The organism is Paraburkholderia xenovorans (assembly GCF_046030735.1).
Taxonomy (GTDB): domain Bacteria; phylum Pseudomonadota; class Gammaproteobacteria; order Burkholderiales; family Burkholderiaceae; genus Paraburkholderia; species Paraburkholderia xenovorans_A.
Window position 1 is genome coordinate 26,195 of the sequence record NZ_JAQQBV010000050.1, and the last position, 13,356, is coordinate 39,550.

General features: G+C 56.3%; 14 protein-coding genes. 7 read left to right on the forward strand and 7 right to left on the reverse strand.

The annotated features are described in order from the left end of the window. Positions 1-188: 188 nt before the first annotated feature. The 6 genes from PQQ51_RS31345 to PQQ51_RS31370 all read right to left on the reverse strand — a co-directional run bounded on the left by PQQ51_RS31345 (position 189) and on the right by PQQ51_RS31370 (position 5,633). A complete protein-coding gene (locus PQQ51_RS31345) occupies positions 189-1,103 on the reverse strand; it encodes a LysR family transcriptional regulator (RefSeq protein ID WP_408501077.1) in 915 nt (304 codons plus the stop codon). A gap of 131 nt (positions 1,104-1,234) precedes the next feature. Further along, positions 1,235-2,371: a porin gene (locus PQQ51_RS31350; RefSeq protein WP_408501078.1), complete on the reverse strand. Its 1,137-nt coding sequence runs from the start codon at positions 2,369-2,371 to the stop codon at positions 1,235-1,237. Between the two features lies 1 nt (position 2,372). Then, a complete protein-coding gene (locus PQQ51_RS31355; RefSeq protein ID WP_408501079.1) occupies positions 2,373-3,530 on the reverse strand; it encodes a TRAP transporter substrate-binding protein in 1,158 nt (385 codons plus the stop codon). Further along, positions 3,530-4,408, reverse strand: coding sequence for a dioxygenase family protein (locus PQQ51_RS31360; protein ID WP_408501080.1), 879 nt, complete (start codon positions 4,406-4,408; stop codon positions 3,530-3,532). The genes PQQ51_RS31355 and PQQ51_RS31360 overlap by 1 nt, the downstream gene beginning before the upstream one ends. Positions 4,409-4,453: 45 nt before the next feature. Then, complete coding sequence (locus PQQ51_RS31365; protein ID WP_408501081.1) at positions 4,454-4,744, reverse strand: YciI family protein; 291 nt, start codon at positions 4,742-4,744, stop codon at positions 4,454-4,456. Positions 4,745-4,754: 10 nt separating this feature from the next. Next, a complete protein-coding gene (locus PQQ51_RS31370) occupies positions 4,755-5,633 on the reverse strand; it encodes an NAD(P)-dependent oxidoreductase (RefSeq protein ID WP_408501082.1) in 879 nt (292 codons plus the stop codon). Positions 5,634-6,359: 726 nt separating this feature from the next. Between PQQ51_RS31370 and PQQ51_RS31375 the strand changes: the two genes are divergently transcribed. The 4 genes from PQQ51_RS31375 to PQQ51_RS31390 all read left to right on the forward strand — a co-directional run bounded on the left by PQQ51_RS31375 (position 6,360) and on the right by PQQ51_RS31390 (position 8,621). Further along, positions 6,360-6,467 carry a hypothetical protein gene (locus PQQ51_RS31375; RefSeq protein ID WP_408501083.1) on the forward strand — a complete coding sequence of 36 codons (108 nt, stop codon included), beginning with the start codon at positions 6,360-6,362 and terminating at the stop codon, positions 6,465-6,467. Between the two features lie 84 nt (positions 6,468-6,551). Continuing rightward, positions 6,552-7,610 carry a maleylacetate reductase gene (locus PQQ51_RS31380; RefSeq protein ID WP_408501084.1) on the forward strand — a complete coding sequence of 353 codons (1,059 nt, stop codon included), beginning with the start codon at positions 6,552-6,554 and terminating at the stop codon, positions 7,608-7,610. A gap of 58 nt (positions 7,611-7,668) precedes the next feature. Beyond that, on the forward strand, positions 7,669-7,974 hold the full coding sequence (locus PQQ51_RS31385) for a YciI family protein (protein ID WP_408501085.1): 306 nt from the start codon (positions 7,669-7,671) through the stop codon (positions 7,972-7,974). A 221-nt stretch (positions 7,975-8,195) separates the two neighbouring features. After that, positions 8,196-8,621, forward strand: coding sequence for a dioxygenase (locus PQQ51_RS31390; protein ID WP_408501086.1), 426 nt, complete (start codon positions 8,196-8,198; stop codon positions 8,619-8,621). Between the two features lie 59 nt (positions 8,622-8,680). On the opposite strand, the gene PQQ51_RS31395 is transcribed toward PQQ51_RS31390, so the two are convergent. After that, a complete protein-coding gene (locus PQQ51_RS31395; protein WP_408501087.1) occupies positions 8,681-9,244 on the reverse strand; it encodes a MarR family winged helix-turn-helix transcriptional regulator in 564 nt (187 codons plus the stop codon). Positions 9,245-10,321: 1,077 nt separating this feature from the next. On the opposite strand from PQQ51_RS31395, the gene PQQ51_RS31400 reads away from it, so the two are divergent. The 3 genes from PQQ51_RS31400 (at position 10,322) to PQQ51_RS31410 (ending at position 13,143) form a co-directional block, all read left to right on the forward strand. Continuing rightward, positions 10,322-11,401 (forward strand): maleylacetate reductase, encoded by a 1,080-nt coding sequence (locus PQQ51_RS31400; RefSeq protein WP_408501088.1) that lies wholly within the window; start codon positions 10,322-10,324, stop codon positions 11,399-11,401. Between the two features lie 48 nt (positions 11,402-11,449). Then, positions 11,450-12,052, forward strand: coding sequence for an alpha/beta hydrolase (locus PQQ51_RS31405; RefSeq protein WP_408501089.1), 603 nt, complete (start codon positions 11,450-11,452; stop codon positions 12,050-12,052). Positions 12,053-12,186: 134 nt separating this feature from the next. Beyond that, on the forward strand, positions 12,187-13,143 hold the full coding sequence (locus PQQ51_RS31410) for a PDR/VanB family oxidoreductase (RefSeq protein WP_408501090.1): 957 nt from the start codon (positions 12,187-12,189) through the stop codon (positions 13,141-13,143). The last annotated feature ends 213 nt before the right edge of the window (positions 13,144-13,356 follow it).

Here is a 13,356-nt window from a genome sequence, read left to right on the forward strand (position 1 = left end):
GTTGACGTACCGGGTGAATGGCAGAGCAACAGTGCGACTCTAGCGAATTCAATCGGAGAGAGCTACGGCGCAGCCGGGATTCAGCTTGCCGCCGGGCGGGAGTATCGACGGTCGGCCTCGACCCGGCATTCGGTGAGACCGTCCCGGTCGATCGGCGGGCTACAGCGAGCGTGAATCTCCTGGAGCAGTCAGCTCGTCCATTTTCTCTCGTAATCCGCAGTCCTGAACTCCTCGACCAGGAAGTCGATGAAGGTCCTCACCTTCGCCGGCACAAATTTGCGGAACGGAAAAGCAAGATTGATCACCAGACGCGGTAGATCCCAATCGTCCAATACAGGAATAAGACGGCCGCTGACGAGATCGTCATAGATGACATATTTGGGCTGCACAAGAATGCCGTGCCCACGCAGCGCTGCCGCACGTATCACCTGGCCCTCGTTGCTTTTCATCGCTGCGGAAACGGGCAGTACAGTGGTGCTTCCGCCCCGCGAAAGGTGAAGCTCGTCTGGACGATTCGCATAGCTGTACAGCAGCAGCCGATGTTCGAGCAGATCTTCTGGACTACGAGGTGTGCCGTGACTGCTGAGATATTCCGGCGAGGCCGCAAGTATGCGCCTCGTTTCGGCGAGCCGCCTGATGGTGATGTTGGAATCAGGCTCGTACTCTCGTGTGCGAACAGCCAGATCGATGTCGTCGCCCAACAAGGTATAGTATCGATTGCTCGCTTCGACATCGACGCGGACCCCCGGATAGCGCTCTACGTAGCGAGGCAACAAAGGGCCAATGTGGTTCATACAAAAGGACACAGTCGAACTTACGCGCAATACCCCGCTCGGGTTCAAAGCCACGGCCCCGACCAACGACTCCGCCTCCTGTATATCCAACAATATGTGCTTGCAGCGCTCGAAGTGCTCCTGGCCGATTTCGGTCAAGTACACTCGTCTCGTGCTGCGTTCGATCAAGCGTGCCCCGAGGCGCTCTTCCAGCGATATCAAATGGCGGCTGGCGGCGGACAGCGACATGTCTAGTTTCTCCGCCGCCTTGCTGAGGCTACCCAGTTCCGCAGCACGCACGAAAAGTTCGATCTCGGTCAGTCGATCCATGGCTGTGCAAGAGTGCTAGTGGCGATCGGCAAGCGCTGGCAGCGTGCCTTCATTCAGAAGCTGACCGACAAATCCGCCCGTGTCAATAGAGACACCACCGGACACGTGCGCTCCGATCCAGGTGCCCAAAGTCAGAACCTCATCCGGATACCGGTTCGTATGGCAATCTGATTGCGCGTGGTCGAAGCTACAGCGTTGGCGATGTCTGCGACCGCCGGGCGCCCGCGTGAATCGATTCCGTTCGCTCGTACCCACGCGCCGAGAATATACAAGCCGGTGCGTTTCGACAGCAGGTAATTAACACCGCCGACCACCTGTTCATAATTCGCACCTGTCGCGGAAGTATAAATGCCTCCGAGCGAGAGCGCCACGGACGGCGTCGCGAGGAAGGTCTGGTTGAGCTCGAAGTTATTGAAATGCGCGTTGAGCCGTTGATTGCCCCCCGGCGTCGGTGTGATGCTGCGAAATTCCGTATTCGAGTAAAGCGCGTTGACCGTGATAGTGCCGATCGCATACGACGCCCCCATCCCTGCGATCTGCAGAGTCCGCGCCGAAGCGTAGCCGGTATAGATGGGACTGGAGAATGGGGTACCGAGAGTCTGCGTGTTTGCCGGAGCAGTCGTCCCCTGATAGACCGCCGTGATTGGGTTGTTGATGTTCAGGTACGCGACGCCGATGGCCAGCTGGCCGGAGCGATAAGCGGCGCCAGCGGAATATATGCTCTTCGTCGACATCGAGCCGGCCACGCCGCCGAACCCGTACATCGCCTCCGCCGAAAGGCCATGAAACGTCGCGCTCGAGAACTTGACTGAATTGTTGACATGAAAATCAGCCCAGATATTGTTGACGTCCCCGCTTTCGGCACCGAGATTTCCGGCGAAGGTACCGGATGAACTGAAGACCTGCAGCTCGTCCACAACTGCGTCGTACTGGTTGCCCATCGTAATCTGCCCCCAAGGGGCGGACAAACCCACTTGGGCCTGGCGACCAAACAGGGTACCCCCGTTGGCGATCGAACCATTCGCAGTACTAAACCCACTTTCGAGCCAAAATATCGCACGGTATCCGCCGCCCAGGTCCTCTGTTCCCCGAAAACCATAGAAGCTGGCGCTGCGGGTTGCCATCTGGAAGGCACTCGCCCCTCCTTGATTGCTGATATACCCGACGCCCGCGTCCACCAACCCGTACAGCGTCACACTGCTCTGGCAATGGGCGTCGACAGAAAAGACCAATCCCACCACCAATGTCCCCAGAGATATTTTTTTCACTTTAGGTTCTCTCTTCACATTGATTGATACGCCTCAATGGTCTGGTCAGCGCCATTTCCATCAACTGATTCGCGCTCAAATGACCGTACTCTTCGACCATCGACCGCATGCGTGAAACAAGAAGGCCTCCAGGGCGCCCTACCCGTTCGCTCTTCTCGATGAAGCGTTGCGTCAAAGGTTGTACCGCCTGGAGGCATCGCTTTCTGTCGTCATCCTCGAGCCTGATGAACGTCATGCCAGCGGCGCGAAACCGCTCTCTGGCCAGGGCACCGCCGAGTCCATAAAAGATCTGGCACTCAGCCTGCGCCTCTGCCCGCAACCAATCGCTCAACAGAAGTTGCAGATCCAGCGGAAGAGCGGTCCAGAACTCCTTTCTCAAGAAAAACTCCATGTTGAGTCTAGTCAGATCCAAAGTGGTACGAAACCGGGCGCACTCATGAATCTGGAAGACCTCAGCCGACGCATCGGCTATCGAAATTGCATCGACCCGTCCTTTGCGTAACGCAGCTGCGATTTCTAGCGAACTCATTGGCACCGGTTCCGCGTCAAGCATGGTGAAGATTTCAGCTTCGGGGCCGTAGCTGCACCCGATCCGAAGCCCGTCAAGGTCCTTGAGATTTCGGATTGGTCGCACGCTGAACAGGCTATAGGGACCGGTCACTTTGAGCCGTCCCATGCGCAACCCCTGCCGCTCAACGTCCTCGCGAAAGAAGTCGGCATAGAGCGACTCGGCGACGAATGTGCCCAACTCGGCGGACGGGAACATCCCCGGCAGACACAACGCCTGCAACATGGGGAAACCGTCAGGATCCCAAGGCGAATAGCACAGCGCCATGTCCGTCAGATCCCCTCTTAGCGCTGCGGCGCCTTCGCGGTCTCCATGGACTTTCGCTCCCCACGTGTCGACCACCTGGATGGCTCCAGCGGAAAGGGTTTCGAGTATCCGGAAGGCAGGTCTAAGAATATCTGTGACGATCGATGCCGTCTCCGGAGGATGGCCGGTGACACGAAACCGGATCGGTCGCCTCGTATCGGCCAGCACGCTGCCCACCGTGCTGGCGTCAGCCAGCCAACTGCGAGCCACGGAGGTCCGCGCGAGTACTGCGGCGACGGTTTCCTCGGAGTCGGCCGAAGCGCGGCCCGAGAATGCCTGATTCATCACTCGTCCAGTCCATGCAATACGAACGTGTAGTCGAGCGTATAAAAGGGCTGCTCGCCCACAGTACCCGCCGGTGTGATGGCACCCGCTTCATTAGGCACGTAGGTACCGATGCAAGAGCTGCGCACGCCGAAGACTGCATCGGAATCGAGGTACTCGTCACCATCGGCAAATACGTGCGTGACGAGCGGATCGAACCCGTCTTTGCGGATCATAAAGTGGATATGGGCCGGACGCATCGGATGTCGCTTCGTCGCATTCATCATTTGCCCGACCGGCCCGTCCATCGGGATCGGGTAACTTGTCGGCATGACTGAGCGGAAACTGAAGCGCCCGTCTTCATCGGTCGTGAAAATGGCGCGCAGGCGAGACTCGTCAATTCGCCAGCCCTCGTCCTGCACATCGTAGAAGCCGTCTCCGTCTGCCTGCCATACGTCGACCAATGCGTCGACGACCGCATGGCCGCGGGAGTCGACGACATTTGCGACGACCCACAGCGGATCACCGGATGCGCCCACCGCAATGTCGGCGCCATGCGTCAGCAGGCTCGGCGCCCCCTCAACGTGGAAAGGACCAAACACAGTCTGCTCGGTGGCCGCCTGCGGTCGGCTGTGGTTTTGTGCGACAACCAGTTGCGACAGTCCGAGGGTGTCGGAAAGCAGGATCATTTCTTGTCGAACAGAGTTGCTGATCTGACCCGTTCTCGTCAGAAATTGAATCCCTTCTAGCCACTCCTGCTCCGTAAGTTGGACTTCACGGGTGAAATCGTGAAGGTGATTGAGCAATCCTGCCATGATCACCTTCAGCCGCGGGCTAGGTGTGTTTTCAATGCGTCTCAGCGCCTCTTCGGTGATCGAGTGTTCGTCCAGATTCATCATTTGAAATACTCCCAAGTTTTGCATCTAAAATAAAACGGACGACTGCTATCGGGCATCCTGGCGTTTCAGGAATGCGTAGACTTGCTCCTGCTCCCAAATTCCGGCCTGCTTGAAGGGATCTCCGTCGCGGAATCGGTTAACCGCTTCGCGGTCAGCGGCCTCCACAAGAAAGAAACTTCCGATCGGCGTTTCCGCCCCATCGTGCACTAGCGGCCCTGAAACGAGTATCCGCACAGGCAGGTCGGTCTTTGCCAGATACGCCTTGTGATCGCTCGTCCGTTCGCGTCGTATCGCAGCCGCACTCGCGCGGTCAATGCAATGAATGATGTAATGCATCCGTTACTCCTTAGGGTTCACCCAAACCTGCTGCGCGTTCGGCAGACAGAAGTGCAGAGAAAAGATCGTCGTTCGCCAGACCTTCTTCGACCTGGCATCGAAAAGCCTCGACAACCACCTTTGCGAGCCCTACGTTGACGCCGCATCGGGTCCCCGCTTCCACGATCAGTGTCATGTCCTTCAGCATCTGCCTGATCGTGAATGCGGGGGTGAAGTCTCGGCGCCGCAGCGCTGCAATCTTGTGACGAATGAACGGAGATGCTGCGGCGGATTGCTCGAGCACGTCGAGCAGGGTCGGCCAGGCTACGCCGCCGCGCCGAGCTAGCGTCAAGGCTTCTGCGGCTACCTGCGTAGTTGTTCCGATAAAGTGATTCAACGCGAGCTTCAGATACCGTGCCTCGGCACGCTCGCCGACATTGAAGATCCGGCTCGCAAAACTCGCCAGCACCGGTTCGGTGGTACGCCTCGCGGACTCGGATCCCGAACAAAACAACGTTAATTCGCCCCTCACAGCTAGATCGGTGCTGCCCGATACCGGCGCGGCCAGATAACCGATCCGCCCCGCCAAGTGTCTGGTCTCGTCACATGCCTGCGGCGAAATAGTGCTGGTGTCGACCAGCACCGAACCGACCCTCATCTGAGGTAATGCCTCGGCGATAACCGCGCCGAAGGCGGCGTCGTCCGGCAGGCTCGTGATAAGGATATCGCTGGATCTCCCGATCTCTGTCAAGCTGTGCCGAACTCGCGCGCCGCCTATGATCGTGTCCGGTGGCGTGACCAGATCAAACAGATCTAACTCGAAACCAGCCTCCCGGACTCTTCGGGCCATCGGCAGTCCTAGCTTCCCAAGGCCGATCCAACCGACACGCATATCTCCTCCGCGTTGCATGGCCGAAGCGGAAATCGCTCGTCTGTCACCTGCAAGCGGCTAAAATAGCGCGACTATCGATGGGCTTTCCTGCAAATTCTGATCATTTTTGCAGTTTTCGCGACACTTCTTGAATCTCCGACGAAAGAAAAAAGAAAGATTTCGATAGTGCGAAAAACTGGAACATCGCGCTCGGGCTTTTGCGGTGCAGTCGGTTCGCGCTGTGACGGCGGCCGTCAGGAGCTTGATCTCGTCGCCGCACTTTGGGCACTTCTCATCGATACCAACAGCTTCGATCTCGGGGACGCACGCTACAACGAGCAAGCACACGGCAACAAGCGGTCCGACCGCGCGCCTACCTTGCAGCACCAGCACCACACTTCTTCGGCACTTTGCCCGCGTCGTCCTCGACCACAAGTAGATCCCACCTGGCGGGAAACACATTTTCAACGTCAGCATGTTCATGCATCCGGTGAATACCTACACTTGCCCGGTCGACACTCTTTTCGCTCATACGCAATTACACATTACTCAACCAACTGTATCGAGGGCATGATCAACCACATATAGTCAATGAAATGTAAAAGACGGCACTGCTGAAGAAAAGTCAGACAACATTCGGATGCTGAAAGCTGCGTTCGGGGGCTGCAGGCGGAGATTCCGGGAATGACGACGCGCGATATCTGAAGAAATTTCAGCACGATAGATTACGCATGCGATGGCGTGCTCTATTCCGGGTTCGAATCAATGGAAGCACTTGAGCACTATGCGACCCATCCTGAACGTCCGCGGGTCAAGCGGTATCTGGAAAGTCTGCGAATCGTGCGTCATCAAGACGACTACGTCAAAGATTGAGACTCAGCCCGCGCAAATTTTTTACGGCTGCATCCGACCGGCAGCGTCTCTGTCTGAATTCTTTTCCCATGTCGGAGATCCATCTTGAACCCATTTATCTTTGAACCGAAGATTCCGCGCGTAGTGTTTGGCGCGGGCTCATTGCAGTTCCTGACGCGGGAAATCGATGCAATGCAGGCCCGGCGTGCGCTCGTTCTCTCCACGCCTGCGCAAGCGGCACAAGCCAAGCTTGTAGCGCAGATTCTTGGCGATCGCGCAGTGGGAATTTTTCCGAAGGCAGTCATGCACGTCCCTCTCGAACTAGCGCGGGAAGCTCGAAGCGAGGCGAATCGCCTCGGTGCGGACTGCATGGTGGCAATTGGCGGCGGCTCGACGATCGGCCTCGGCAAGGCGATCGCGCTCGAAGGCGGCCTACCGATCCTCGCTATCCCCACGACATATGCCGGCAGCGAGATGACCTCGATCTACGGACTCACGGAAGCCGGTATGAAAAAGACAGGACGTGATCCGCGCGTGCTGCCACGCACGGTAATCTACGATCCTGAACTAATGTTGTCGCTGCCGTTCCGCATGACAGCTTCGAGCGGACTCAATGCAATCGCGCACGCTGCGGAAAGTCTGTATGCGTACAATGGCAATCCGGTCACGGCGTTGATGGCAGAGGAAGGAATTCGTGCGATTTCTTCGTCCCTCGACCCATTGCACAAGAATCCGTTGGACATCACGGCTCGCTGCGACACACTGTACGGATCGTGGTTGTGCGGCACGGTCCTTGGCGCTGTGTCGATCGGGCTTCACCATAAGCTTTGCCATACCCTCGGCGGTGCCTTTAACTTGCCGCACTCGGAGTTGCATGCGGTAGTCCTCCCGCACGCGCTCGCCTACAACAGTGCTGGCGCGCCGGATGCGCTCGCCCGGATAGCTCGTGCACTGGGTGTGCAAAATGCACCTACCCGACTGCATGAGCTTCTTCATCGATATGACCTGCCCGTCTCATTGGCTGAACTTGGCATGCCGAGGGACGCTATCGATCTGGCAGCCAACCTGGCCGTAAAGAGCCCCTATCCGAATCCTCAACCACTGGAAGAGGAACGGATACGGAAACTGCTCGAGCGCGCTTATGAGGGCGCAGCGCCAGACTAGCCTTCATTCATCGCATGTTTGCACGATAAATTTCACTTTAACGAAGGCAGGATCGACCATGCTATTTTTGATATATCGAAAAGACAAACCGGGACATCTGGACGTCCGGCTTGCGAACTATGCCCGTCACCTCGAGTATCTGACTCCTTTGGCAGACAAGATTCTCGTTGGAGGTCCTACGCTGGGCGCGGGATCAGGAGTCGCCGAGGAAGACATGACGGGAAGCTTCTTGATTCTTGAAGCTTCCGATTGGAGCGAAGTTGATGAATTCGTCAAGAATGATCCGTTTACGCAGGCAGGCCTGTTTGCGACCGTCATTGTCGAGCGTTGGAAACACGGTAAGCATAACGACCTTACAAAGTAGCGCATCGTTGTTCTCCCTGGCATGCGCGCCGGCTGCTTCGCGACGGCGCGCATAGGAATTCGCTAATCAATTGGCTATATTTATTCAATCTAAACCAAATCGCGATGGAGGCGATAGTGCGCAACCTGAATGAGGACAACACTACCCAAGCCGTTCTTTCCCGGCTCGAGGATATGTCTGACAATCGTCTGAAAACGATCGTCATCAACCTGATCTAGCACTTGCATGCATTCGCCCGCGAAACGAAGCTGGTCGAGGAAGAGTGGAAACAAGGCATCGATTTCCTGACGGCGACAGGGCACAAATGCACCGACACGCGACAGGAGTTCATTCTCCTTAGTGACACACTCGGTTTGCCGCAACTGGTGGTCGCGCAAAACCATCGGCGCTCGAGCAAGGCCACGGAGCAGGTGTTCGGCCCGTTCTTCCGGCCAGATGCACCAGTCCGGCTGCCGCACGGCGCCGTTATCACCAACAGTGCGCCCGGCGAATCGTGCTTTACTTCCGCGCAGGTCATGGCGGCGAATGGGGAGATGCTATCAGGGGCGACAGTCGACGTATGGCAAGCGGATTCCGAAGGGTACTATGACGGCTTTGTTCGGAAGGGTAAGGCTCTCCGGGTAGTGGAAGCAGCTATGCATTTTTAACGGAAACGGGTCTGCCGAACGAATTCCACCGGTTGATGATGTTGGCAATGACGACGCCTTCACGCTCCTGTGACTCGAGTTTTTGTCTCAGCAGTTTCGCGCCGAGAATTCCTCACCCGGGAGCCTGCCGGTCGAAGAGATCGATATTCGACCTCTATGCGACCACTATTGACAATAATGCGTCTAAGCATTCCTTTGAAGAAGCCGATCTCTTCTTGCGTAAGTCCCGATAACAATCGCTCCAGTGCTGCATCCACAACAACCGGAAAGGATTCAACGATGAACCGGCCTCGTGGCGACAATGCGAGCTTGATGACACGTCGGTCCTGCGAACTACGAACCCCTACTAATAAGTCTCGATCTTGCAGCCGGCGTATAAGGCGTGTGACGGCGCTCGCGTGAACTCCAGATTCGCGTGCCACCTCGGAGGCCGTGCAGCATTTTCTGGTCGCCACCAGGAGCAAGATCCGTCCTTGTTGATCCGTCACACCTAGTTCGGACATCGTGCGTCGCGTCACCGTATTGGACATCAGTGATTCAACACGTGAGACTAAGTAGCCTGGGCTACCAAGAATTATGGACTCGCTAAATCCAGGGCACGGCGTCGTAGGAGAATAGGTCATTTTTCTAGGAAGCGCTCGCAATGACGATTGACATTTCCGCTAGCAAATTTAGCATGCATCTTCACGAACGCGTAGTGGATGGAGGCGAGGTGTTCGAATCAAACGCGGAGTCGCCTGAAGTTATGCCGCCTGGCAATTTGCTCTCGACCACTCACCGGGGCTCTCCAACGCCACTGCCGTGCAGCTCACTCCGACAGGCGATCTGGGACGGAATGCCAACAGCGTGCGGTGGCCCGCGGTTTTTGTTTTGATCGTTGCCATAGTCGCCCTGCACGATCACCGGCTTCGACAGGGGTCGACCACACTTGCCGCGAATCGACGGGATGGTGTCAATCAATGGCGGCAGTTGTGTGAGGTCATGATGGTTGGCGCCAGCCAGGATTGGCGCGAGCGTTTGCTACGCGTCCGTTGTGACCACAAATAGTTTGCCAGGTTGGTCGCCCTGACCGGCGAAGCAGGTCTTGCCTGCAATTTCTGACGGCCTGTTACGGCTCGTTCTCCACGTGGGAAAAAGTCCGATGTGCAATAGCGTGCCTCGAATTGACCAATATGTGCGCGAGACGCGGCGCAACATCCCAAGACCACAGGCGTACCGACATTTTTTCAGAGCCCACCGCCACATAAATAAAAATCCGGCGATACCGTCAAGGGGCCGCTTTCGATCGCCCGTTCGGTACGACCTCCCGTCACGGTGTGTGGGCTCGTCAGCATCTGTGTCCGGCAGCAGACAACGATTTAGCTTATTCCGACTTCCGTGCCCGATCGTACGTCCGTGTTCCATGCGTGCAATCCAGCTCAGGTCGCCCGGAAGCGAAAGACCGATGAGAAGCGTCTCCTGAATACCTTTTCCAAGAGAATGAGTCCATCCAACGTCGTCCACTGTACGGACGGACAATGGTGAAAGCAATATTCCGAGCAGGCCAAAACGGCATAATCAAAATGACTCGACGGCACTGTACGGGGGCTGCGCACTGCGGTAACGTCAGGCTAAACAAGGCATTCTCTTTGCTGGCCGTTTGGCACGTCGCAGCGACGAGCTGGCACTCAGCTACCAAATAATCTGGAGACTGAATCGTTATGCTGCATGGTTCCTTCGTGTACGCGCCCTTGCCGGCGCGTGTGGTTTTCGGCACCGGTAGTCTTGCCCAGCTTCGCCAGGAGCTTTCGGAGTTGGCTGTGAAGCGCGCGCTGGTCATCTGTACTCCCGAGCAAACCGCACTTGCCGACGAGGTCGCTGAGCGCCTCGGGGAGCAGTTCGCCGGTATATTCCCGAAAGCGATAATGCACGTTCCAATCGAAGTCGCCAGGCAAGCGAGCAATTACGCTCGTTCCATTGGAGCAGACTGCATTGTCGCCGCGGGCGGAGGTTCAACGATCGGCTTGGCCAAAGCGATCGCACTTGAATCTACCATCCCCATACTCGCCATACCGACGACCTACGCTGGTTCTGAAATGACTCCCATCTACGGGATCACAGTCAGCGGCGTGAAAAAGACCGGTCGGGACCGGAAGGTTCTACCTCGGACAGTTATCTACGACCCGGCCCTTACGCTGTCGCTACCGCCACTGATGAGTGCCACAAGCGGAATTAACGCAATCGCGCATTGCGTTGAAGCGCTGTATGCGGAAAACGGCAACCCGATCATTTCCTTGATGGCTGAGGATGGAATTCGAAGCCTGGCGCATGGACTCCCAGCCATCAGACAGCAACCGTCCGACCTGCACGCCAGAACTGAGTGCCTGTATGGTGCGTGGCTCGCTGGGATGGCGTTAGGTGCAACCTCCGTAGCTCTGCATCACAAGCTGTGTCATACCCTAGGAGGGATGCTCAATCTTCCGCACGCGGAGACACACGCTGTGATATTGCCGCATGCGGTTGCTTACAACGCCCCCGCAGTGCCCGAAGCAATGGATCATCTGGCGCGTGCCCTAAACGCAAACCATGCAGCACAAGGTATCTTTGATCTGGTCACGAAACTCGGTGCCCCCACATCGCTGGAAAGCCTTGGTGTCGAGCTTCATGATCTCGATCGTGTCGCGGACGAGGCCATGAGATCACCTTATCCAAACCCGCGCAAGCTTGACCGTGACGCGATTCGCGCGCTGCTGGAAGACGCTTATTTCGGCCGAAGACCGTCGACAGGATCGTTCGCGTAGTAGACACTTCGCACCGAATTAATTGCACATGAAAGTTTACAAAAAACCATGTACGACACGACGTGGCATTCGCCAAAAAGCTCCATCACCCAAGCCGTGATATTTTTGCATGGTCGAAATCAATCGCAAGCGGCCACGCTTGCGATTGCGCAGCCGTTACAGGATACGAACACATTGCTGGTTTTACCCTCAGCTTCCCAGCGCAGCTGGTATCCTGGCAGCTTCCTTGCCAATCTCCAGGAGAACGAACCTTGGCTTTCCTCTAGTATTTCCTACATAGACGCGGTGATCGAAAGAATCATCGAAACCGGCCTTTCGACGGATCAGATCATTTTAGCTGGCTTCTCCCAAGGGGCTGCTCTCGCTGCGGAATACGTGGGTAGAATTCACAAAGTCAAGGGGCTCATTGCGTTTTCGGGCGGACGGATCGGTCCATGGGGTTGCAATTGGGAGGAAGATACTTCCCTCTCCGCGATGCCAATGTTGTTCTCTGTTGCGACGCGAGATCCATTTGTACCGCTAAAGCGTGTCAGGGAAACAGTCGCCCATTTCGCGCGGCGCGGCGCCAATACAATACTGAAAACATTCGAGGAGGACGAGCACTACGTTCGGAAGTCCGAATACATAGCGGCGCGAGCTCTGTTCACGTAGATACGTTCAGTGCTCACGGTCATAAAACGCATGCCGATGGCGCATCCAACCACAAAATATCAGCTTCATCAGCCACTGGATACGACCCTTGTGCACGCAATCGGTATCGTTCAATTCCACGAGAAGTAAAGTCCATGAAACTGCTACATGTAAGAGTGACTAATAAGATAATTGAGGCTGAAGGCATTGTCAGCTTTGAGCTGTCATCCGAGGATGGCAGTTTTCTGCCTTCGTTTTCTGCGGGGTCACACATCGATGTTTATGTGAAACCGGGCGTAATCCGGCAGTATTCGCTGTGCAATCATCCTGATGAAACGACACGTTATCTGATTGGCGTCTTGCGCGACGCAAAGTCGCGTGGGGGCTCTGTCGCAATGCACGATGAGGTCAACAGGGGCGATGTCATTCAAATCAGCGAGCCGCGAAACCATTTTCAACTGGTACACGCCGAACGAACTCTCCTTTTTGCTGGTGGAATCGGTGTTACACCGTTATTGTGCATGGCCGAGCGCCTAGCGAAAACCGGCGCGGACTTCGAGATGCATTACTGCACGCGTTCGCCCGCGCATACGGCTTTTCAGCGTCGCGTCATGGCTGCGGCGTTCTCCGAAAGAATACATTTCCACTTCGACGATGGTCACCCTTCACAGAGGCTAGACTTGGCGCCGCTGCTCGCGGAAGCATCCGACAATACCCATATCTACGTTTGTGGTCCAGCAGGCTTTATCAGTTGGGTCACCGGAACCGCCAGGGCTAGCGGCTGGTTCGACGACAGAATCCATACCGAATACTTCACCGCTGGTGCAGCCGACAAATCTGCTGATCGACGTTTTTCTGTAAAGATCGCAAGCACGGGTTTGGTCGTTTCGATCCCAGCGGACGAACCGGTAACCGCCGTGCTTGCCCGGCACGGCATAGAAATTCCAATATCTTGCGAACAAGGCGTATGTGGCACGTGCTTGACGCCGGTACTTGAAGGTGAACCGGAACACCGTGATGTCTACATGACAGAAGAAGAAAGAGCGAAGAATAATCAATTTACACCATGCTGCTCGCGTGCCCGAAGTCCGTTGCTCGTCCTCGATCTGTAGGTCGTTGCTGAAACGCTGTCCACACGGTCAGCAACTCTCGCACGAAAACCGTCGAACTGAACGTTGCCAGCGGGGCAGCACCTCTAGTGATTAACGGCCCGCATCAACCAACAGAAGCAATCTGTCTCAACCCCGCTTCGATTATTTTGACGCGTAGGCCCATGTTTCCGGTTCCCTCGACTCTTTTACCGTCACTATTCTGACTGGTCCATC